The following is a 22,904-nucleotide window of genomic DNA, read 5'->3' as shown; positions in this document are numbered from 1 at the left end:
CGACGATCGGCCTGCTCAGCGTGTGCGGGTGGCCTGCGTGCGGGATTGCTCGGTCACGTCGGCGTCCGCAGGCGTGTCGCCTGCGGGGCCGCGACGCCGTTGGCTCGAGGCGCGCACGACGAGGGCGACGGGTATGGGCGGCGGCGACGGCGACGTCTCGTCTCCGTCGAGTCTGTCGAGCACCCGCCGCAGCGCGAGCTGTCCGAGGGCGGCGAAGTCCTGCGTGACGGTGGACAGCGGCGGCGTGAAGAACACGGACTCCGGAATATTGTCGAAGCCCACGACGCCCACGTCGTCGGGAACGCGGAGTCCGCGCTGCGTGAGCGCCGACATGACGCCGAGCGCGATCTGGTCGTTGGCGGCGAAAACCGCCGTCTTGCCGGCGATCACGGTGAGTTCGAGTCCGATGCGGTGGCCCTCCGCCGCCGACCAGTCGGCGTGGTATAGGGCGCCCCGCGGAACACCCGCGTCGGCCAGCTCGTCGGCCCAGCCGCGCTGCCGCTCACGTGAGTCCGGGTGGTCCGCCGGCCCGGCAACGTGGATCACGTCGAGGTAGCCCGAGTCGATGAGGTGCTGTACGGCTGCTCTCGCGCCGCCGTACTGGTCGATCGAGACGACGTCGCCGTCGCGACCAGGCGCTGAGATCGAGATGAGCGGAACGCCGACGTCGAGCCCGCGCAGAGACTCGATCGTGGTGACGTCGAGCTGCACGAGCACCACGGCCTCGACGTTCTGCCGCAGCAGGGACTCGACGGCGCTACGCGCCTCGCTCGCGCTGCCGCCTGGAACGCTGACCGTGAACACGCTGTACCTGGCTGCGTGCGCGGCCTCGTTGAAGTAGCGCTGGATGCTCGCCGGCCCGTAATCCGCGGACCCGGGCGCGATGAGCCCTATCGTTCGGGTGCGCCTGGTCACGAGCGCGCGCGCCGCTGCAGACGGCTCGTACCTGAGCTGTTTGATCGCCTTGCGTACGCGCTCCCTGGTCTGGTCCCGTACGTCAGGCGAATCGTTGATCACTCGGGAGACCGTCTGATGCGACACCCCGGCAAGGCGCGCGACATCGAAGATCGTCGCCGCACGGTTCCCCTCAGTCCGTGCCATTCGCCTCGCCTCCATCCGCGATGAGCGCCAGCAATAGTTCCCTGTCCAACTCATCGTCGTTCGCCACGATGCCCACGATCGACCGATCGCGCATGATCACGATCCGGTCAGACAAGCGCAGGATTTCGTCGGGCTCTGCGGAGATGTACACGACGCCGACGCCATTGGCCGCCATCGACGCCACGAGACGCTGGACTTCCACCTTAGCGCCGACATCGATACCCCTGGTCGGCTCGTCGAGCACCAGCACTCGCGGGGCGATCGCCAGCCAGCGGGCCAGCAGGACCTTCTGCTGGTTGCCGCTGGAGAGCGACGCGGCAGGCTGGTCCGGATCGCATGGCCACACGTTGAGCGCTTCGAGGTAGCTCATGGCTAGCTCGTTCTGCCGTGCCCGCGGCATCCGCAGAAACCATCCGCGCTGTGCCTGGATCGCGAGCGTGATGTTCTCACGCACGCTGAGCTGGCCGATCAGGCCCTCCGAGATGCGGTTCTCCGAGGCATACACGACCCGGGCGCCGAGCGCGGCGCGAGGGGAGTGGTACTGGGTTCGAAGCGTGCCGCCTGCGAGCCGGCCGTCTGCGATGGGATCGATGCCGGTAATGGCCCTTGCCAGCTCCGTGCGGCCCGATCCCAGCAGGCCGGCGACACCCACGATCTCGCCCTCGCTCAGCTCGAGGTCGACGGGTGCGCGCAAGCCGGCCGAGCGCAGGCCCTCGGCCTGCAAGATCGGGGCCGGGCTCACGAGCTGCTCCGCAGAGCGCTGCTCGATGATCTCGTCGAGTTCGCGGGGATCGCGGCCGAGCATTCGCTGCACGAGGTCGCGCCGCAGCACGTCGGCCGTCGGGAACTCGCCGACACGGATGCCGCCCCGCAGCACGGTCAGTCGGTCCGCGATCTCGTAGACCTGTTCCAGAATGTGCGACACGAACAGCACGGCGACGCCCTCGTCGCGCAGCGACCGGATGACGTCGAGCACGTGTCCGGTCTCAGCCTCGTCGAGGCTCGCGGTCGGCTCGTCGAGCACGAGTACCCGAGGGTTGGAGCGGACGGCGCGCGCCATCGCGACGAGTTGACGGATGGCCGGCGGATGCCCGCCAAGGGGAGAGCGGGGATCCACGTCGGCGCCGAGGCGCTCGAGCAGCTCGGCGGCACGATGCAGCATGGTTCGACGGTCGATGCCGAACCTGCCGTGCGGCTCGTCACCGAGCATCACGTTCTCGGCTATCGAGAGGTTCGGGAGCAGCCCGGCCTCCTGGTAAACGACCCCGATCCCGGCGGCGAGTGCGTCGCCCGGCGAGGAGATCTGCACGGGCGCACCGTTGCACAGAATCTCACCTCGCACCGGATGGATGGCGCCCGTCAGCACCTTGATGAGCGTCGACTTGCCCGCGCCGTTCTCACCCAGCAGCGAATGCACCTCACCCCGGTGCAGGTCGAGGTCGACAGCATCCAGCGCCAGGTGTCCCGGGTAGCGGACGGTGATGCCGAGCATCCGGATGAACGGGTCGCCGGAGTTCATCGCAGCACCGCCGTCCTGCTGCTCGCGAACCGTTGCGCCACCACGAAGACGAGCAGCAGCAGCCCCAGCACAATGGGCGTCCACCACGAGTCGACGCCCAGGTAATCGATGGTCAACTGGATGACGCCGTACACGAGAACCCCGACGACGGTTCCGACGACGCCGCCATGACCTCCGCCCAACGTCGTGCCGCCGATGACAACGGCGGCGATCGCGGCGAGCTCCATGCCGACCCCGGCTTGCGGGTCGCCGGACGACGTGTACGACGAGAACAGGACGGCGGCGATGCCCGCGCAGACACCGCTCACGACGTACACGAGCACGGTGGTGCGCACGACGGCCAGTCCCATGAGCCGAGCGCCGTCGGCGTTGCCGCCGATCGCGAAGACCGTGCGGCCGAAGCGGGTGCGCTGCAGCACCAGGAACGCCGCGACCGCGAGCGCGAGCGCGAGTATGACGCCGACCGAGAACTGGAGCTCGCCAACGCCCAGCGAGACCAGAGCCAGTGAGTTGAGGCCGCTGTCGTGAATCGCGACGGGGGTGAGGCTCACCGTGTAAGCGAGCCCCCTGGCAAGGAACATTCCGGCGAGCGTAGCCACGATCGGCTGCACGTCGAACAGCGCGACGAGCACGCCATTGACAAGACCGATGCCGGCGCCGGATGCAACGACCAACGGTATGGCGATACCGGCCGGCACCCCCGCCGAGAGCAGCTTCGCTCCGACGACGCCACCCAGCCCGATGACCGACCCCACCGACAGGTCGAGGCCGCCCGACAGTACGACGAACGTCATGCCGATGGCTAGCACCATGAGGTAGCCCGTGTCGAGGAAAAGGTTCGAGAACAGGCGAGCCGAGACGAACCCGCCGAACGCGAGCTGATCACCGAGCACGAGCATCCCGAGCATGACGACGGCGACGAGTACAGGAGGCAGGTGCAGCCGTCGCCTGACAGACCATCCGAGCGGCGGCATGTGGGTCGATTGCGTGCTCATCGGATGCCCCGCCACTTCGCCCCGAGGCGCTCGACGAGCGCACCCGTGCGCGGTGCCTGCAGCAGACAGACCGCGATGATGATGACGCCCTCGAAGAGCGGGGACGTCGCGGGCGAGCTGCCGAGATACGTCACCGTAGAGGTGAGCACCTGCACGGTGAGCACGCCGAGCACCGTGCCCCCGATCGAGAACCGGCCGCCCCGCAGCGAGGTGCCGCCGATGACCACCGCGAGAATCGCATCCACCTCGATGCCGAGTCCCGCGTTGCTCGCATCGGCAGACATGATGTCGGAGCTCACGATGAGCCCGCTGGCGGCGGCGAAGAGGCCGCTGATCGCGTAGACGGTCCAGGTGAGTACACGCACGCGAAGACCCGCCATGCGGCTGGCCACCGGGTTCGCCCCGATGGATTCGATCATGGTGCCGAGTGCGGTGCGCCGAAGCAGCAGTGTGGTGGCGACGACGACCACCGCGGCGAGGACGGCGGGTGCCGGAATGCCGAACAGGGTGTCAGACGCGATCCACGCGTATGGCGGGCTCACGACTGTCTCCACCTGACCGTGCGTGACGAGCATGGCGAGCCCTCGTCCGGCAAGCATGAGCACGAGTGTCGCGATGATCGGCTGCACGCCGACTGCGGCGACCAGCATTCCGTTCCAGGCCCCGAGCAGAATGCCGACTCCGAGGCCGGCCGCGACGCCGAGCGCGACGGCACTCATCGAACCAGGCTGCGGGGAGGCCGCGATCACCGCGAGCGCGACGGCGCCGCCGACCGACAGCACGGCACCCACGGAGAGGTCGAGGCCGCGCACCGCGATCACGAGCAGCATCCCGAGCGAGACGAGCATGAGGGGTGCGGCGTCTCGCACGATGTCGGGAATGCTGCCGTACAGGGCGCCCCTGCGCATCGAGATCGCCAAGAAGTCGGGTCGCACGGCGGCGTTGATGGCGACCAGAACGAGCAGGATGACGACGGACCACAGCTGCGGTCGGCGCAGCAGTGCGTTCATCCGATGCCGGGCGAGGGAGTCGCTGCGTGTCTGGGTCAGTACGGCCACGTGGCGAGCACCTCCTTCGCGGCCTTCGCGTCGAAGACGCGGTCAGTCGCGATGTATTCGCGCTTCACTTCGGCCCTGGCGTGCACGGCGCGCACCACGGAAGCCACGCGTGGTCCGAGCATCGGGTTGCACTGCACGACCTGGTTGAGGCGCCCGGCGACGAGCTCGGTCAGCGCGTCGCGTGTGCCGTCGATGGTGACGATCCGGATATCGCGCCCCGGTTCGAGTCCCGCGGCCGCGATCGCCTCGATGGCGCCGAGCCCCATGTCGTCGTTCTGGGCGAACAGCAACTGGATGTCGTCGCCGTGCTTCTCCAGGAATGTCGCCATCACCTCCTTGCCGCCCGCGCGCGTGAATCCAGCGTCTTGCGCGTCGAGCACGGTGAACCCATGGCCGGCGATCATCTCGTCGAATCCGGCCGAGCGGTCGAGTGCTGCGCTCGACCCCGTCGTGCCGAGGAGCTCGACGATGCGGGTCGTCGGTTTGGAGGTGGCCGCGATCCACTCCGCGGCGAGGAATCCTTCGCGGCGAAAGTCGTCGCCGACGCGGCTCACGTACAGCGACGAATCCCTCGGGTCGATGCCGCGGTCCTCGAGCACGACGGGAATGCCCGCCTGCCGCGCCTCCTCGAGCACATCGTGCCATCCGCTCTCGACCATCGGCGCCAGCACGATCACGTCCACGCCACGTGTGACGAAGCTGCGCACTGCGGCGATCTCGTTCTCCTGGCGTCCCTGCGAGTCGATGAACATCAGCTCGAAGCCGTTACGCCGAGAGAGCGCGTTGCGAAGTGACGTCGTGTTCGCGGCGCGCCAGGTGCTCTCCGCGCCGGTTTGCGCGAATCCCACGGAGATGAGCGGTGCCGATGCGTCGACGGCGGCACAGCCGGCCAGCCCGGCGGCGACTGACCCGAGGGTGCCGCCGAGCATGGCGCGTCGGGTGATCGTCACTGATCTCCTCCCTGCGTCGTCGAAGAGCCGGCACGCCTGGCGTGCAACGCTACGTTAGCGTTCACAGCGCCATTCCCGCGACGACGCGGCGTCGAGGGCCCAGCAGGCTGGTCCGTCATCGGGGTTGGCTCGTTCAAGCCAGACAAAGTCCTTCTTGACATCCGGTTCCGTTAGCGCTCACAATGCTCGGTGAGCCCACCGGTACGCAAGGAAGCACCGCAACGGTGTTGAAAATGTGAGCCCTCACAAAGGCGTCGGCGGTATCACCTCCCGCGTGCGGGAGTCCCCTTCACACACCAACGGAAAGTGAACGATGAAGATCACAACAAGAGTGGCGGCAATCGCCACTGCGCTGCTCCTCGTCAGCAGTATGGCGGCATGTTCCAAGTCGGCAGCGACGGAGACGTCGACCACCTCCGCCAAGAGCTCGACCTCGCTCAAGGGAGCGCTCGCGTTCAACCAGGCCAAGCTCGGCGAACTCGACCAGAAGCTCAAGTCCGCACTTCAGGGCAAGGACCTATCGGCCGTGAACATCGCCATGGTCGTCAACGTCGCGGCGGACTACTGGAAGGCCGGCCAGGTCGGCTTCCAAGCCGGCTGCAAAGACCTCGGCATCGACGCTTCCAAGTGCACCTACTTCGCACCGCCGAGCGGCAAGCTCACGGAGCAGACGTCCGAGCTCGAGACGTTGAAGTCCCAGGGCGTGACCGGCTACTCGATCTCGGCCATCGACCCGACGTCGACGGCGAACACGATCAAGGCAGACATGGATGCCGGCATCTTCGTGCTGCCGATCGACTCGCCGCTGCCGAACACCGCGGCCGCCGGGCTCTATCTGGGCACACCGAACTACACGGCCGGCTTCCAGGCGGGCACGGCCATGAAGCAGCTGTTGGGAGGCAAGGGCAAGGTGGCGATCCTCGTCGGCTCGCTCACGGCATCCAACGCGGTGCAGCGCATCCAGGGATTCGAGGCCGCCATCAAGGGCACGAGCATCACCGTCGCGCAGAAGGTCAACGACAACCTGCAGGCCAGCACAGCAACGAGCGATGCCGAGACGATCCTCGCCAACAATCCCGACGTGAACGGGCTGTACGGCGTGTACTCGTATGACGGACCCGCCCTGGCCCAGGCCGTGACCTCGGCAGGCAAGCAGTCCAGCGTGAGCATCGTCTCCGACGACTCCGACGCGCAGACGCTCGGCTTCATCAAGTCCGGTGCCATCGGCGGCACCGTCGTGCAGATGCCGTACCAGCAGGGCTACACGGGTGCATACATCCTGGCGGCCGAGAAGGTGCTCGGCACGTCCGCAACCGCGGCGATCCTCAAGCCGTACCTCGAGTCGGACGGCAGCACTCTGAGCTCCGGCGTCGGCCTGGTGACCAAGTCGAATCTCTCCGACTACCAGTCCCTCGAGAGCCAGTTGGGCATCGGCTAGGCATGACGGACTCCACCGTCCCCTCTGGCCGCGCGGTCGTCGCGCGGCTGGAGGGGGTCTACAAGGAATACGGGCCGGTGCGCGTGCTCGACCTCCCGGCACTCGAGCTCTATGCAGGACAGGTCGTGGGCGTGGTCGGCGAGAACGGCGCAGGCAAGTCCACCCTCATGGGCACCCTGTCAGGTGCAGTGCACCGTGACGGCGGCGAGATCACGATCGACGGAGGATCGCTCGTCGCCGGCTCGACCGAGGCCGCTCAGCGGCTCGGCGTAGCGATGGTGTCCCAGGAGTTCCCGCTGGTGGGGCAGCTCTCGGTGGCCGAGAACCTGCTGCTGGGCAGACGCCCCGAGCAGGCGCGCAGCCGTTGGCTGGTCGACCGGCGCGCGCAGCAGGCGGAGGCCGCTGCGATGCTGGCCGACATCGGGCTCTCGGCCGGACGCGTCGGCCTCGATCGCGATGTGCGCTCGCTGCCCGTTCCCACGAGGCAGATGATCGAGATAGCCAAGGCGTGGGGTCGCAAACCGCGCCTGCTCATCCTCGACGAGCCCACGTCATCCCTCGGACCCGTCGAGGCGGAGATCGTGCTCGGGCTCGCCAGACAGCTCGCCGACCACGGCGGCGCTGTGCTGTTCATCGGGCACCGGCTCGACGAAGTGCGAGAGGTGAGCGACCGCATCCTCGTTCTGCGCAACGGACGGCTTGTCGCCGATCTGTCCCCGGCCGAGGCCACAGAGGCGCGCCTGATCAAGGAGATGGTCGGCGGAGAGCTGGAACAGGGCACGCCGAAGGCACCGCCGGCCGATGCTCCGGTGTTCCTGAAGCTCGAGGGAGTCGCGGCAGACGGACTCGGCCCGGTCGATCTCGAGGTCAAGGAGGGCGAGATCCTCGGCATCGCCGGCCTCATGGGCTCCGGGCGCAGTCGGCTCATCCACACCATCGCGGGTGCCCAGCCGTCGACCGGGGGCAACATGACCCTGGCCGGAACCCGACACGCTCCGCGCTCGGCCCAGGACGGCGTCGAGGCAGGGATCGCGCTCATCCCCGAGGACCGCAAGGAGCAGTCGCTCGTACTGTTCGCCTCGATCGCCTCGAACGTCACCGTGTCGATCCTTCGCAGGCTCAGCCGGTTCGGGATGCTCGGATCGCGCACCCAGCGCGCCGCCGCCGTCAAGGTCGCCCGTGATGTCAACGTGCGCATGCAGAGCGTCGATCAGCCGATCGGCTCGCTGTCCGGCGGCAACCAGCAACGAGCGATCTTCGGTCGGGCGTTCGCCACGAGCCCAAGGCTGCTCCTGCTCGACGAGCCAACGCGTGGCGTGGACGTCGGGGCGAAAGCGGAGATCTACGGGCTCATCGATCGCGCGGCGGCCGAAGGGATGACCGTCGTCGCGGCATCCTCCGAGCTTGAGGAACTGCAGCTCATCAGCCACCGCATCGCCGTGATGAACCGCGGCCGCATCGTCGCGGTACTCGACCGCGACGATGCCACCAAAGAGGCGATCATGACCGCTGCCGCCTCTACCCCAATTCCGGCGCTCACGGCGCCGGTGTCAGCATCCACTTTGCAAGGAGATCCGGCATGACCGCCGCACCCGACCCCACGATCGTCGCAGCCGGCCCAGCCAGCCCACTGCCGAGTCCAGCAGGCCCGCCTCCAGGGGCAACGCCTGCACGCGCATCCGAGAAGCGTCGCGACAGGCCGTCGCTGCTGCACCGGTTCGCAGCCTCGCCTGAAGCCGGCGTCGGCGTCGCCTGCATCGTCGTGTTCGCGATCATCGCGTTCTCGGCGCCGACCTACGCGACGGCCGGGAACCTGCAGGTGATGGGGCGCGACCTGTCGCAGCTCGGAATTCTGGCGGTCGCCGAGGCGCTCGTCATTCTCACCGGCGGCATAGACCTCTCGGTCGGTGCCCTTGCCGGCCTCGCCGGAATCATCGCGGCGAGCCTGAACGTGAACATGCACCTGCCCGCCGCCGTCGCCATCGTGGCGACCATCGTGATCTGCGGGCTCGTCGGAGCCTGGCACGGCTTCACGGTGACGCGGCTCAAGGTGCCGCCGTTCGTGATCACGCTCGTCACGTTCACCATTGCGCAGGGACTCTCGCTGGCCATCACGAGCGGAACCCCGATCAACGGCATCGACCCGATGTTCAGCGACATCAGCGGCTACTACGTATTCGGCGTGCCCGTACCTGCACTGTTCTTCATCGCGGTCGTGCTCATCGCCTGGTTCGTGCTCGAACGCACCTATGTCGGCCGGCAGATCTATGCGGTGGGCGGCAATCGCGAAGCCGCACGATTGGCGGGCATCCCGACTCGCAGGCGCATCTTCTCGATGTATGTGGCGGCTTCGGCGATCTCGGGCCTCGTGGGCGTGCTCGTGATCGGACGCATGAACGTGGCGGATCCGTCGGTCGGTCCCGGATGGGAACTCACCGCGATCGCGGCGGCCGTCGTCGGCGGTGTGTCCCTGACCGGCGGTGAGGGCCGTATCCTCGGCGTCGCTGCCGGCGCCATCCTGCTGGAGCTGATCGCCAACGGGCTGCTTGCTCTGCACGTGAGCCCGTACTTCCAGCAGGTGGTCCAGGGCGCCGTGCTGGGCATCGCGATTCTGCTCGACCGGGTACGTGCCAGGTACTTCGGGCGAGGGCGAAGCTAGCGCGCCAGAAACACGACATGTTCAACGACGAACAAGAGAGGTGACCCATGTCTTCACCCAAGGCAACACGACAACGAGCGGGCGGCACGAGACGGATGCTCGGCCGCGGTGCCGGCGTGGCCGCCGTGGCGGGAGCGGCTGTGCTCGCGCTCACGGTGACCGCGTTCGCAAGCCCGCCTGGCGCGGCTCTGAGCAATGACAGCGCGGATGCGCGGGCAGCGGTCAGTTCCGCGACAACGGCATCCGTTCCCGCAGCAGCCGCCGCATGGACGTTCGACGAGGGGACGGGGACCACCGCGAAGGACTCTGCGGGCAGCGACGACGCGACGCTCGGCTCAGCGGCCTCATGGTCGGCCGGCCACATCGGCGCACACGCGGTGGCGTTCGATGGAAGCTCGAATGGAGCAGCTGTGGCATCGGCGCCTGCCGTCGACACGTCGCAGAGCTTCACGGTGTCCACGTGGGTGAAGTTCAGCGCGGTGACGGGGTACCAGACCATCACGGGAATCGACGGCGCGAACATCGGCGGATTCTTCCTCCAGCTCTCCGGGGCGACCGGCAAATTCGCGATGACGCGACGCGCATCCGACAGCGACTCCGCGACGGAAGTACGCGCCGACTCATCCGTCGCACCCGTAGCGGGTGCCTGGTATCACGTCGTGGGCGTCGACAACGCGCAGACCTCCACGCTGCAGATCTACGTGGACGGGCAGGAGGGAGCGGATGCCTCCTTCTCCACGCCGTGGAAGGCGACGGGTGCGACCTCGATCGGGCGCGGCGACTACAACGGACCTACCGACTTCGTGCACGGCGCTGTCGACGACGTTCAGTACTTCGCCTCCGCGCTGACCGCCGAGCAGGTCGCGAATCTCGATCAGGCGGCTCACTGGACGTACGACGAAGGAACGGGAACGACCGCTGCCGACTCGACCGGCAACGGCAACACCCAGACGCTCGGATCGGGAGCGGGCTGGGCCGCTGGACGCGTCGGCGCGCACGCCCTGAGCACGAACGGCACGGCGAACGGGGCTGCGTCGGCGAGCTCTCCCGTCGTGGACACGAGGTACTCGTTCTCCGTGGCGGCGTGGGTCAAACTCAACGGGACGACCGGATACCAGGACGTCGCCTCCGTCGACGGCGCGAACGTGAGCGGGTTCTACCTTCAGCTCCGCGGCGACACGGGCAAGTTCGCGTTCACTCGATTGGCCGGCGACTCGACGAGTGCCGCGGCCGCGGTCGCCTCCGCCTCCTCTGCTCCGCAGACCGGTGTCTGGTATCACCTGGTGGGAGTCGACGATGCCGAGACGGGAACACTGTCCCTCTACGTCAATGGGACGCTGCAATCCACCGTCGCCTACGCGACGCCCTGGCAGGCGAAGGGCGCGTTCGTCACCGGTCGTGGTTACTACGCGAGTGCCGCGGACTTCCTGAACGGCGACGTCGACGACGTGCAGGCCCTGAACTACGCAGCAACCGGGAACGAGATCTCCGCGATGCTCGGCGACGCCGGCGGCGAACTCACCGTCGACGACGGAACCGCCGCGCACGCGCTTCCGAGCAGCTTCTTCGGGCTGATGACGGAGGACATCAACCACTCGATGACGGGAGGCCTGTACGCCGAGCTGATCAACAACCGCTCGATGCTGGCCAGCAGCACGGCTCCGGTGGACTGGAACAGTGTCAACGGGGCATCCCTCGCACTCGACAAGTCGAATGGGCTGAACTCTGCGCTCACGCAGTCTCTGAAAGTGACAGTCGGGGCGGCGAGCTCGAGCGCGCCGTCGGGCGTCGCGAACTCCGGTTACTGGGGCATCCCGGTCAAGCCGAGCACGACGTATAGGGCACAGTTCTTCGCGATGGCCTCCTCGGGATTCCACGGCCCGCTGACATTGGCAGTGCAGAGCTCTGATGGCTCGGTCACATACGCGAAGGCGCAGATCGACGGTGTCACGAAGTCCTGGAAGCAGTTCACCGCCACATTGAAGACGACCTCGACGGCGCCTGCGACATCGGATGCCCGGTACGTGATCACGACGACCGGCAACGCCGGCAAGACGCTGTGGCTCGACAACGTCTCGCTGTTCCCTCCGACGTACGACAACGTGTCGAACGGCCTGCGCACCGACCTGATGACCGAGCTCGCCGGCCTCAAGCCGTCGTTCATCCGTGAACCGGGTGGCAACTACCTCGAAGGGAACACGCTCGACACGCGCTTCAACTGGAAGAACACCATCGGACCAACCTGGACTCGGCCTGGCCACGAAGACGACGCGTGGGGCTACTACTCCACCGACGGAATGGGCCTGCTCGAGTACCTCGAGTGGTGCGAGCAGCTGGGGGCTCAACCGATGCTCGCGGTGTTCGCGGGCTACACGTTGAACGGGACGACGGTGCCGCAGGCTCAGCTTCAGCCTTACGTGCAGGACGCCCTCGACGAGATCCAGTACGCGACCGGTCCGGTCACGAGCACGTGGGGTGCGCAGCGCGCCAAGGACGGGCATCCTGCTCCGTTCAAGATCTCCTACGTCGAGGTGGGTAACGAGGACTTCTTCGACAAGACCGGCAGCTACGACTCCTATCGTTTCCCGATGTTCTACGACGCGATCAAGAAGGCGTATCCGTCGATCAAGCTGGTTGCGACGGCCTCGGTGGCCTCGCGCACGCCCGATGTGATCGACGACCACTACTACCAGTCGCCGGCCTGGATGAACACGCACGCGAACCAGTACGACACCACGTCGCGAACCGGCCCGAAGGTCCTGGTGGGTGAATGGGCGTCGCAAGAGGGTGCTCCCACTCCCGATCTCGCCGCCGCGATCGGCGACGCATCGTGGTTGACCGGCCTGATCCGTGACTCCGACGTGGTCATGGGCGAGTCGTACGCCCCGCTGCTCGTCAACGTGAACGACGACAGGTGGAAGACCAACCTGATCGGGTTCGACAGCCTCACCAGCTACGTGTCACCGAGCTACTGGGTGCAGCAGATGCTGGCGAACAATCACGGAGATCAGGTGCTGAATGCGTCGTACAGCGGCATCGGCGGCCTCAACGTGACGGCGACGCGTGACAGTGCCACAGGCAAGATCTATGTGGTCATCGTGAACCCGGGCGGATCGGCGCAGACGGCGCAGCTCAACATCTCGGGCGTCAAGTCGATCCCGTCGACGGGCAAGGCGATCGTGCTGACGTCTGGGAGCCCGACGGATACCAACACGATCAGCTCGCCGAATGCCGTCGCGCCGACAACGAGCGTGATCAGCGGCGTCACGACCAGCTACTCGAGGGTGGTGCCGCCGAACTCGGTGACGGTGCTCGACCTCGGCTGAGGCCAGACACAACGATGGGCCCCGGGCACGGAACCGGGGCCCATCGGCTTGTGACACCTACCGCGTGGTTGCAGGCGACGTACGCGCCGTGCTCTCCCTCGCAAAGAGCAGGTAGGCCGACGCCGTCCAGGTGTAGGCGCGGTCGCGTAGACCGTCCCCCGTGACGGCGTCGAAGTTCTCGGCGAAGCCCGACTTCTCGCACAGGCGCAGGAACCGTTCCAGCACGGCATCCGCCAACTCTGTGTGGCCCGCCCGACGCAGCCCGTCTTCGATGAGCACGGTCGACGGCGCCCAGATCGGGCCGCGCCAGTAGCCGTCGGCCTCGTAGTCGTCGGAATCGACGGGTTCGGTCGCCAAGCCCCACTCCGTGAGGTGCCCGCGGATGTCCTCGCCGAGCGCCGCTGCGGCATCCGACTGCAGCGCCTCGCCCAGCACCACGGGCAACAGCGTCAACAGGCTGCGTCGTTTCGCCTCCGTGCCACTGGATGCCCCGACGGCGACATACCCGTCGCCGCGCCAGAGGTCTTCGAGCCCGGCTTCGACTTCCGCCGCAGCGGCAGACCACACCGCAGCCTCGCCGGCCGACTCACCCCCGAGCTCCGTCGCCAGGTCGGCGAGCACACGCAGCTGCACGAGCAGGAACGCCGCAAGGTCCGGCGACTCGATCACGCGATCCTTATCGAAGGTGGTGGCGTTGTCCCAGCCGCTGTCGTTTCCGTGCTGGTAGTGCGGCAGCGCGTGCCCTGGCACGCGTCGGTAATCGAGCCAGAATCGGCTCCACGCCGCGAGCCTGCGGTAGACCTCAGGCAGGTTCTGCTCGACGAGTTCGGCGGGAAGGCTATGCCGCAGCCTGGCGAACGCCCACCCGTGGATCGGCGGCTTGACGTAGTTGTAGAGGCCCTCGGAGTGCGTGATCGAGTCGGGGAGAGCACCTGCGTCCGTCTGGTGGTCGAACGGGAGAAGGAACTGGTCGAGTGCCAGGCGCGGGTGCCCTTCGGCCAGAGCGAGCGCGTTGAAGCAGTGGTCCCAGCTCCACACCTTGTCCATCCAGTGCTTCGACATCAGCACACCCTCGCGCCCGAGGAAGCCCTCCGGCCGCACCGTGGCAGACCAGAGCACGTACGCGGCGGCGGCGGTCGCGGGCACGTCATCGGTGCGCCACGGAGCCACAGCGTCGAGGAAGTCCCGGAACTCGGCTCCGACGGCGTCGTGGATCTCGTCGAACGACGCATCCCTTCGATACGGCAACCTGGCGCTCTCGAGCTCCTCGATGACCAGCTCCCAAGCGTCTCCGCGTGCCTCGACCCAGCGTTGCGCTGCCCCGAGCGCCTCAGCGCCCTCGACAACCAGCTCGCCCTCGATGGCGGTCACGCGGTACCGGCGGCCGGTCTCGTACGACGTGTACACGGCAGCGCCGTCGATGGGATCCACATAGAGATAGGTACCGGTGAACGGCGTCAGCTCGGTGGCCGCCTCGGCGAAGCGCATGCCGAGCCCTCTGCCACGGAAGCGGATCACGTCCGTCGTCTCGAACACCGCCTCGACGGTGCCGCCGGCCGCCTCCCAACGCAAGGATGCCGCGGTGCCCGTGAGCGAGGCATCCACCGCTTCATGGCCCGCTCGCGGGGAAAGTCGCAGCACAGCATGCATGCCGGTGATGTGCGACACGAGATGGATGTCCCGCTCGCTCCTGTGCAGACCGACGACGGGCGAGAGGTCGAGCCACGAACCGCGGCGGCTGAACGGAATGGCGCGCACATCGAACGTGAACTCGCCCGCAAGGGCGGTGGTCGATGCGTCGGTGCTGGTTCCCAAGGAGGTCATGGATGTCTTCAGTCCTTCACTGCGCCGGCCGTGACCCCGGCGGCGACATATCGTTGCGCCACGACGAGCAGGATCGCGGCGGGAACGGATGCCACCACTGCGGTGGCCATGATCGCGTTCCACTCCTGGTTGTTGTTGCCGATGTAGCGGTAGATGCCCATGGTGATCGGCTGCAGGGAGCCGCCGCTGTCGAGCGACGAGGCGAAGATGAAGTCGGACCACGCCCACAGGAACGCGAACAACGACACTGTGACGATCGAGTTGCGGCTCACCGGCATGACGATCGACCTGAAGGTTCGCCACTGCCCGGCGCCGTCGATCTTCGCCGCCGAGATGAGCTCTTCGGGGATTCCGCTCATGAAGGCCGTGAAGATGAGCACGCCGAACGGAACGGCGATCGTCGAATCGGCGAGGATGAGCCCGGGCACGCTCTCGAGCAGCCCGAGGTTCAGGTAGATGGCATAGAAGCCCATGGCCATGATGACCGCCGGGATCATCTGCGCGATCAGCAGAATGAAGCTCAGCGCCCCGCCGCCTTTCGGGCGAAGCTTGGCCAGCGCGTACGCGGCCGGGGCCGACAGCGCGACCGTGAGCACCACTGTGCCGAGGCCGATGAGCAGGCTCGTCATGAGGAACGGGAGCTGCTCGGCCAGCACGTGCTGGTAGCCCTCGAACGTCGGGTCGATGGGAAAAAGGTTCGGCGGTGACTTGCGCATGTCCGACGTCTTCGTGAGCGAGACGTTGATCATCCAGTACACCGGGAACAGCATGATCGCGGTGAGGATGACGCCAAGCGCGATGCGCCACCAAGATCTGCGTGCACTCATGACAGGTCCATTCGTCGCTGCATGCGGATGTAGATGAGTCCGAAGACGAACGCGATGATGATGAGCAGGTTGCCGACCGCGGCAGCGGGGGAGAACTGCGGCAACGTCGACCCGAAGCCCTGCTGGTAGGCCCAGATGGCGAACGTCGTCGACGCGTTGCCCGGACCGCCTCTGGTCATGATCCAGATGATGTCGAAGACCTTCAGTGTGTAGACCAGCCCGAGCAGGATCGTGATCGCCGACACCGGCCGCAGCAGCGGGAAGGTGATGCGCCAGAACCGCTGCCAGCCGTTCGCACCGTCGATGGATGCCGCCTCGTAGACATCCCCTGGGATGTTCTGCAGACCGCTGTACATGATGACCAGGTTGAACGGGATGCCGATCCAGATGTTTGCGATCAGCACCGCGGTGAGCGACCAGCTGGGGGAGGTGAGCCAGTTGATCGAGGGAAGACGCACGGCATTCAGGAACGAGTTCACGACGCCGGAGTCGCTGTTGAGCATCCATGACCAGGTGGATGCCGATACCAGAAGCGGTAGAAGCCACGGCACCAGGAACAGCGCCCGCAGCGTGCCGGAGAGCGGGAAGTTGCGGTAGAAGAACACGGCGAGGGCCAGCCCGATGGAGAACTGGAAGACGATCGAGACGATCGTGAACACCGCGGTGTTCCACAGGGCCGGGCCGAACGTCGGGCTCTGGATGACCGCGAGGTAGTTGGCGAATCCGACCCACTGCGCGTTGCCGCTCACGAACGCGGCCACCGTGTAGTCGCGGAAGCTGAGGTCGAGGTTGCGCAGCAGCGGGTATGCGTAGAAGACCAGCAGGTAGATCACGACGGGGGCGAGGAACGCCCATGCGATCCACTGAGCTCGCCGTTTGCTCTTGCGGGTGCTCGGGCGCGGCCGGGATGCGGTCGCCTTCGGTGCCCTTCCCCGGGCATCGGCAGCTGTAGCGGGAGAGGCCAGCTGCGTTGTCGACATGGCGTGTTCCTTAGTGGTGGGTTCGGATTCGGGATGTCCGTGGTGGGCTCTGCCGTGGGGCGGCGGGCCTGAATGGGGATGCGCCGCGTACTTTGCACGGCACGGCGGCGCATCCCCGCGCGGTTACTTGACCTTCGAGGCGGCCGCCGTCTGCGCGGCCTTCAGGGCATCCGCGGGCGACTGCGAACCGGACAAGGCGTTCTGCACCGCACCCCACATCTGCTGGGAGATGATCGGGTAGTTGGTGCCGAGGTTGTCTCCGGTGCGAGCCTTCGCGGACTGCACCGCGTCGACCCACGGCTTCAGCGTCGGATCGGCCTTGACCTGCTCCTGCTGCACCGTCTTGTTCGCGCCGATGTAGTTCAGCGTGTTGACGGTGTTCAGGATGTTCTTCGAGTCGGTGAGGCAGGAGACGATCTTGGCCGACGTCTTGTACGTCGCCGTGTCCTTCTGCGTCGGGATGGTGAAGAACTCGCCGCCGGTGGGCGCCGGAGCCGACGAGCCGGCGGTCTTGCCCGGCAGCGGCACTACCTTGTAGCCGGCCTGCGCGGCGCTCGCCTTCTGCCACGTGCCGTTCTCGGAGAAGCCGAACTCACCGGTCTGGAACTCCTGCCAGCTGGTCGTCTGCGTGTTGTTGATGACCGAGTTCGGCGCGAGCCCCTGCTTGACCCAGTTCGTCCACAGCGCGAGGGCCGATTCGGCGTCTGAGGAGTCGAGCTTCTTCAGGTTCGCGCCCGAGCCCCAGAGCCAGGGCAGGAACTGGAACGATCCCTCTTCGGTGCCGATGGCCGAGAACGTGATGCCCTTGTGCCCGGAGCTTACGACCTTCTGCAGTGCGGCGGTCAGCGAGTCCCAGTCGGTCACCGACGAGATGTCCACGCCCGCCGCCGAAAGCACCTTGGGGTTGTAGTACAGCGCGAGGGTGTTTGCGCCGATCGGAACGCCGTACGTCTTGCCGTCGATGACGCCCGCGCCCAGGATGTTCTGCGCGATGCCCTTCGTCGACAGACCGTTGTCGGCGGTCGTGGTCAGGATGCCCGCCGAGGCTAGCGTGGAGACCACCGGGTTGTCGACGAGCAGGATGTTCGGCGAGTTCTGCTGCTGGCCCGCCAGCAGAGCCTTGTTGGTGAGGTCGCTCGTGTCGTACGCGGTGCGATTGATCGTGACGCCGGCTTCGGTGCCGCACTTCTGAATCACCTTCGCCCACGCCGACGTGTTCGTGTACTGGGGATACGGATCCCAGAACGTATAGGTGCCGCCGGCGCTCGAGCTCGAGCCCGACCCGCTGTTCCCACTGCTGCAGCCCGCGAGCGCGGCGGCGGTCAGGCCGGCCGCCAGAATGGCCGCGCCGACGGCGCGAACCTTGCGGATCTTGTCCACGGTATTTCCTCTCTGAAATGTGATGTGCTGTGACCGGTCGTGATCCGTGCGCACGCCGTGGTGACCTTCAGACAGCTCGGGTGCTGCCCCGGTCGGTGATCTTCGGTGCGACGAGCTCGTAGGCACGGGCATCCGTCGCTCCCGGCTCGGAGAGCCGTTTCACCAGGGTCTGGACCGCCTTGCGGCCCAGTTCGTCGGGCGACGATTCCACTGCCGTGTATGGCAGTGAGAAGAGCCGGCCGAAGTCTTCTGAGTAGATGCCGACGACGGAGAGGTCGTCTGGCACCTTCGTGCCGCGGGTGTGCAGCACCGATGGCAGCGCGGCCACCACGGCATCGTTGTGCACGATGAGGGCCGTGGCCTCGCTGCGTTCGTCGAGTATGCGGTTGATCTGGTCATTGACCGCTGGCTGCTGGGTCTCCCCCGTATAGGAGAACACCCGGATGCCGTGTCTCGACGCCCGCTCGAGCGCCGCGTCGCGGAATCGCCACGCGTAGGCACCGCCGCGCTCGTACACGTGCTCGTTCGGGGTGACCAGAACGACGTCGCGGTGGCCAAGCTCGGCGAGATGATCGACGAGCACTCGGCCGGCCTCAGCGAAGTCGAGGTCGAACACGTCGAAGCCGTCGCGCGTTCTCGGTAGACCGACCATGGCGCCTGGCTGCCGGATCTGCCGCAGCACGGGAAGCCTGGGATCGTCGTGGGCGACGTTGAGGAGAAGGACGCCGTCGATCATCTCCGAGGATGCGATGCGCTGGAGAGCGTGCGCGCCGTCCGCCTCGGTGACCATCAGGATGTCGTATCCCTCGGCACGCGCGGCGTCGGAGATGGGCAGCACGTACTGCAACATGGCGGGCGAGAACTCGTCGGGAAGGAACTGCACGAACAGTCCGAGCACGTGAGTGCGGGACGACGCGAGTGCCCGTGCGCCGGCGTTCGGTGAGAACCCCAGCTCGGTGATCGCCTGCTCGATGCGCACGCGTGTCTCCTCGGCGATGGGGCGCTTTCCCGACAGCGCATACGACACGGTGCTGGCCGAGACGCCCGCGTGGCGGGCTACGTCTGCCATTGTGGCCACGGGTTCTCCTCATCGTCGAAGCGCGTCGATGGCGAGTGTAGGAGTGTCTTCTGTCGGATGCAAGCGAGAGCAGAAACTCCGCGGAAACACGCGGCTTTTGAAGCCATACCCTGGCGGTGGAATGAGATTGCGCGTTCGTCGAAGCGCTTGCGATGGCCCTTGACCGGGGGCCGTGCCTGGTCTAGCGTGCATCTCGGAAGCAAGCCGACGGCGCCCATGCGACACGATTGCAGCGGCCCTCAGCTGTTCCACGCCTCAATGAGCTCTCAGCTCATGCGCTGACCGCACGGAATGGGCCGGCATCGAGCTCATCGCGAACGACGATTGTTCGCGGTGAGTGTCACTGCCGTCGCATGGTCAGGATCACGTTGCCCGACGAGCCGACGGCTGCTGGCGCGTGTCACTAAGCACGGCGCCGCGTGCCGCGGCCCGGTGCTCGTTCCGACGAATCCTCCCCAACGACGGAGAACGAAGATCATGTCTCGAATAAGTCGGGCCGCCTTCTGGCGTGCACCGAAAACCACACCCTCCACCAGAGCCGGTCTCGGAAGAGCCCTCACGCGCTCGATCGCCGTGATCGGCGGCTTCGCCATCCTGGCGGGCGGGTCTCTCGTGGCGACAGCATCCGCCTCGGCCGATCCCACTCCCGCGAGCAGGCTTGTCGTCAACGCCGACCAAACGCTGCGACCCGTCACGCATGTGGCATCCGGATCGCTGTACGGGCTCGCCACGGCCAACACCCCGTCGAACGACCTCGTCGCGCCGACGCACCCCAACACATTCGTGCAGATGGCGCCAGGTGGATCTCAGCTGCCCAACGGCGAGCCCAGTCCAGCCGGCGACGCGCTCGTCGTGGCACCTGAGGCCGCAAAGGCCGGGGCCAAGGTGGTGGTGCGGATGTCGGACTGGTATCCGAACTTCCCCTACAAGTGGGTGAGCTGGCCGGACTGGCTCAACGCCGTCGACACACAGGTCAAAGCGGTGCAGGCATCCGGGGCGTCCAACATCTCGGCGTTGGCGCCATGGAACGAACCGGACTGGACCTGGAACGCATCGGCAGCCGGGTCGTTCAACGACTTCTGGACCCGCACGGTTCGCGAGATCAAGTCGCTGGACCCCACCATCCCGATTCAGGGGCCGAGCTACTCCGACAACATCTCCGGCATGAAGAGCTTCCTCGAAAATGCTGTCGCGACCGACACCGTGCCAGACATCATCGCCTGGCACGAGCTGGAGAGCTCGAGCAAGATCAAGGGTGACATCGACACGGTCACCTCGATCGAGAAGAGCCTCGGCATCACGCCACGCCCGATCGCGATCGAGGAGTACGCCACACCGACCGAGGTCGGCGTTCCGGGAGCCCTCGTCGGCTACATCGCGAAGTTCGAGCGATACGGCGTCGACAACGCGGAGCTCGCCTTCTGGAACCACTACGGCACGCTCGGCGACACCCTTACCGACACCGGCGGATCACCGAACGGCGCCTACTGGCTGTACACCTGGTACGGCGCGATGTCGGGCGACATGGTGAAGACCACTCCGCCGTCGGCAAGCGGTCTGGATGGCGCGGCATCCGTCACAGCCGACAAGAAGCAGCTCAGCGTGATCTTCGGCGGCGGATCGGGATCGACGGCTGTGCAGGTGAACGGCGTGAACTCGCTGCACCTGGGACGCAACGTGGACGTGAAGCTCGAGTACACGCCGTCGAAGGGCCGCACCACGCCTGTGGCAGGTCCTGTCACCCTCTCGGATACGACCTACCGGGTCTCCGACGACGGCTCGATCACCGTTCCCGTGGTGATGAACGCCACGTCGGGCTACCACCTCGTCATCTCGAAGTCCACGAAGGCCGTCGGCATCTCGGGCAGCTACTCGTTCACGAACGCGAACAGCTCTCTCGCACTTGCTCCTTCCGGCGGCTCGGATGCCGTAGTGCAAGCGGATGCCAGCGAGTCGCCTTCGCAGCGCTGGACGATCGCGCCGGCCGATAACGGTCTCTACACGATCACGAACCAGGCGAGCGGGCTGCGTCTTGCCGCCGACGGCTCGGACGAGGGCTCAGCGGCCGTGCTGCAGAAGCCTTCGTCGGCGTCCGCTCAGCTCTGGCAGCTCATCCCCGATGGCGCAGGCCACTACAAGATCGCGAACTACGACAGCGGACTGGTTCTCGGAGTGACCGGACGCAGCACGAGCACCGGCGCCGCCGTCATCCAGTGGACGGATGGCCGGCTCACCTCGGCCTGCTCGGCCACGGGGCTGCGCGCCTCTGGCAAGATCGGCGGCGCAGTCGCTCTGTGCGGTAATGGGGAGTACGTCACCATGCCGAACGGCATCCTGAGCGGGCTGACCGGCGACTACACGATCTCCACCTGGGTGAACCCCTCGGCAGACACGCAGTGGTCGCGCGTGTTCGACATCGGAACGGGCACGAATGCCTACGCATTCCTTTCCGTGAACGCCGGCTCCGCGCCACGGTTCGCGATCACCACTTCGGGCGCAGGTGGCGAGAAGGTGATCAACGGAACGAGTCAGCTGCCGCTGAACACGTGGTCGCTGCTCACCGTGACGGTGTCCGGCTCGACCGGAACGCTCTATCTGAACGGCGCGGCAGTCGGCACCAACACCGCGATGACCGTGCACCCCAGCCAGCTCGGCGCCACGACGCAGAACTGGATCGGCCGGTCGGAGTACAACGATCCCTATCTCAACGCTGCAGTGGATGACTTCAACGTCTACGACCGGGCGCTGAGCACCGCCGAGGTGAGCGCACTCGCGGGGGGCCAGGCGGGTGCGGGAGATGTCGTCCACTACGCATTCGACGAGACCGGAGGTTCGACGGCGAAGGACTCCTCGGGCAAGGGACAGGACGCCACCATCGTGTCGAATCCCACGGGGACGGGGTCGAACGTGGAATCCCCTGACCAGCTCTGGGCGCTGACGAAGGGGTAGGCGTACGGCTCCGCGAGCAGCTGCCGGGCGTGCCAGAAATGGTGCGCCCGGCGGTGCAATTCCGCTCCCATCAGGCACCCCGTTGAAGGGCGTGAACGGCCCATCCGAGGCGTCCGAAGCGCGCCACGCCCGGGCTGCAGACCCGAATTGCACGCACGCGTCAGGGCACGTAAAGTAATCACTTGTCACCCCAAAGGTGCGGAAAGCTCGTAGAGCTTCCGGCCTCAAGCGGGACCGATCCACAGCCGAAGAGCTACTCCTCTTGTAGGAGAGAACCACTGGCTACGGAACGAACAAATCTCCGTCTCACCATCTCCGGGCATCGAACTCGGACTTGGAGCGACGGATGGTCGAACAGGTAGCCCTGACAAGTAGGTCGCGAGACCGATGGTCGGGAGTGTCCGATCCTTGAGAACTCAACAGCGTGCACAATGTCAAATGCCAAATAACCTCGGCATCAACTTTTTTGGTTGGTGTTGGGATTCCTTTGGATTAGAACAGATTGTCAGTAGACATTCGAAACTAGTCAAGACAAACTCGCGGGGTGGGCCTTTTTGGTTTGCCTTTTGCGTAGTGTTTCCGGGGCCTTTATTGGTTCTGGTTTTGAACATTTACGGAGAGTTTGATCCTGGCTCAGGACGAACGCTGGCGGCGTGCTTAACACATGCAAGTCGAACGATGATCCTGGGTGCTTTGCACCTGGGGGATTAGTGGCGAACGGGTGAGTAACACGTGAGCAATCTGCCCCGGACTCTGGGATAAGCGCTGGAAACGGCGTCTAATACTGGATATGACGCGCGAAGGCATCTTCTGCGTGTGG

At 66.4% G+C, this 22,904-nt stretch carries 15 protein-coding genes and 1 rRNA gene; 6 read left to right on the top strand and 10 right to left on the bottom strand.

What is annotated here, in order from left to right:
* Window positions 1-15: 15 nt before the first annotated feature.
* The 5 genes from ACO2Q7_RS12540 to ACO2Q7_RS12520 are packed head-to-tail and all read right to left on the bottom strand — an operon-like array spanning window position 16 to window position 5,623.
* Entirely contained in the window at window positions 16-1,101 is a 1,086-nt protein-coding gene (locus ACO2Q7_RS12540; protein ID WP_423356040.1) for a LacI family DNA-binding transcriptional regulator, read from the bottom strand.
* Complete coding sequence (locus ACO2Q7_RS12535; protein WP_423356039.1) at window positions 1,088-2,620, bottom strand: sugar ABC transporter ATP-binding protein; 1,533 nt, start codon at window positions 2,618-2,620, stop codon at window positions 1,088-1,090. The genes ACO2Q7_RS12540 and ACO2Q7_RS12535 overlap by 14 nt, the downstream gene beginning before the upstream one ends.
* Complete coding sequence (locus tag ACO2Q7_RS12530) at window positions 2,617-3,615, bottom strand: ABC transporter permease subunit (protein WP_423356038.1); 999 nt, start codon at window positions 3,613-3,615, stop codon at window positions 2,617-2,619. The genes ACO2Q7_RS12535 and ACO2Q7_RS12530 overlap by 4 nt, the downstream gene beginning before the upstream one ends.
* Window positions 3,612-4,673, bottom strand: a complete 1,062-nt coding sequence (locus ACO2Q7_RS12525; protein WP_423356037.1) for an ABC transporter permease — start codon at window positions 4,671-4,673, stop codon at window positions 3,612-3,614. The genes ACO2Q7_RS12530 and ACO2Q7_RS12525 overlap by 4 nt, the downstream gene beginning before the upstream one ends.
* Window positions 4,661-5,623 carry an ABC transporter substrate-binding protein gene (locus ACO2Q7_RS12520; RefSeq protein ID WP_423356036.1) on the bottom strand — a complete coding sequence of 321 codons (963 nt, stop codon included), beginning with the start codon at window positions 5,621-5,623 and terminating at the stop codon, window positions 4,661-4,663. Before ACO2Q7_RS12520 ends, ACO2Q7_RS12525 begins: the two co-directional genes overlap by 13 nt.
* 313 nt (window positions 5,624-5,936) lie before the next feature.
* Between ACO2Q7_RS12520 and ACO2Q7_RS12515 the strand changes: the two genes are divergently transcribed.
* The 4 genes from ACO2Q7_RS12515 to ACO2Q7_RS12500 are packed head-to-tail and all read left to right on the top strand — an operon-like array spanning window position 5,937 to window position 13,046.
* Window positions 5,937-7,061 carry a substrate-binding domain-containing protein gene (locus tag ACO2Q7_RS12515; protein ID WP_423356035.1) on the top strand — a complete coding sequence of 375 codons (1,125 nt, stop codon included), beginning with the start codon at window positions 5,937-5,939 and terminating at the stop codon, window positions 7,059-7,061.
* 2 nt (window positions 7,062-7,063) lie between these two features.
* The gene (locus ACO2Q7_RS12510) at window positions 7,064-8,644 is read left to right on the top strand and encodes a sugar ABC transporter ATP-binding protein (RefSeq protein ID WP_423356034.1); all 1,581 of its coding nucleotides are present in this window, start codon (window positions 7,064-7,066) and stop codon (window positions 8,642-8,644) included.
* Window positions 8,641-9,720, top strand: coding sequence for an ABC transporter permease (locus ACO2Q7_RS12505; RefSeq protein ID WP_423356033.1), 1,080 nt, complete (start codon window positions 8,641-8,643; stop codon window positions 9,718-9,720). The genes ACO2Q7_RS12510 and ACO2Q7_RS12505 overlap by 4 nt, the downstream gene beginning before the upstream one ends.
* A 47-nt stretch (window positions 9,721-9,767) precedes the next feature.
* Window positions 9,768-13,046: a LamG-like jellyroll fold domain-containing protein gene (locus tag ACO2Q7_RS12500; protein WP_423356032.1), complete on the top strand. Its 3,279-nt coding sequence runs from the start codon at window positions 9,768-9,770 to the stop codon at window positions 13,044-13,046.
* A 57-nt stretch (window positions 13,047-13,103) separates the two neighbouring features.
* Here ACO2Q7_RS12500 and ACO2Q7_RS12495 read toward each other — a convergent pair whose 3' ends face one another.
* The 5 genes from ACO2Q7_RS12495 to ACO2Q7_RS12475 all read right to left on the bottom strand — a co-directional run bounded on the left by ACO2Q7_RS12495 (window position 13,104) and on the right by ACO2Q7_RS12475 (window position 19,126).
* Window positions 13,104-14,870, bottom strand: a complete 1,767-nt coding sequence (locus tag ACO2Q7_RS12495) for an amylo-alpha-1,6-glucosidase (protein ID WP_423356031.1) — start codon at window positions 14,868-14,870, stop codon at window positions 13,104-13,106.
* An 8-nt stretch (window positions 14,871-14,878) separates the two neighbouring features.
* On the bottom strand, window positions 14,879-15,697 hold the full coding sequence (locus ACO2Q7_RS12490; RefSeq protein WP_423356030.1) for a carbohydrate ABC transporter permease: 819 nt from the start codon (window positions 15,695-15,697) through the stop codon (window positions 14,879-14,881).
* Complete coding sequence (locus ACO2Q7_RS12485; RefSeq protein WP_423356029.1) at window positions 15,694-16,677, bottom strand: carbohydrate ABC transporter permease; 984 nt, start codon at window positions 16,675-16,677, stop codon at window positions 15,694-15,696. Before ACO2Q7_RS12485 ends, ACO2Q7_RS12490 begins: the two co-directional genes overlap by 4 nt.
* Before the next feature lie 123 nt (window positions 16,678-16,800).
* Window positions 16,801-18,057: a sugar ABC transporter substrate-binding protein gene (locus tag ACO2Q7_RS12480; protein ID WP_423356028.1), complete on the bottom strand. Its 1,257-nt coding sequence runs from the start codon at window positions 18,055-18,057 to the stop codon at window positions 16,801-16,803.
* A gap of 67 nt (window positions 18,058-18,124) precedes the next feature.
* The gene (locus ACO2Q7_RS12475) at window positions 18,125-19,126 is read right to left on the bottom strand and encodes a LacI family DNA-binding transcriptional regulator (protein ID WP_423356499.1); all 1,002 of its coding nucleotides are present in this window, start codon (window positions 19,124-19,126) and stop codon (window positions 18,125-18,127) included.
* 486 nt (window positions 19,127-19,612) lie between these two features.
* Here ACO2Q7_RS12475 and ACO2Q7_RS12470 point away from each other — a divergent pair, with 486 nt between their 5' ends.
* Complete coding sequence (locus tag ACO2Q7_RS12470; protein ID WP_423356027.1) at window positions 19,613-22,084, top strand: LamG-like jellyroll fold domain-containing protein; 2,472 nt, start codon at window positions 19,613-19,615, stop codon at window positions 22,082-22,084.
* A 610-nt stretch (window positions 22,085-22,694) separates the two neighbouring features.
* Window positions 22,695-22,904 (top strand): 16S ribosomal RNA (locus ACO2Q7_RS12465); the annotation flags it as partial.

It is taken from the genome of Rathayibacter sp. KR2-224 (assembly GCF_049446075.1).
Taxonomy (GTDB): domain Bacteria; phylum Actinomycetota; class Actinomycetes; order Actinomycetales; family Microbacteriaceae; genus Humibacter.
The sequence above is the reverse complement of the archived record's forward strand: the minus strand, read 5'-3'. Positions and strand labels throughout refer to the sequence as shown.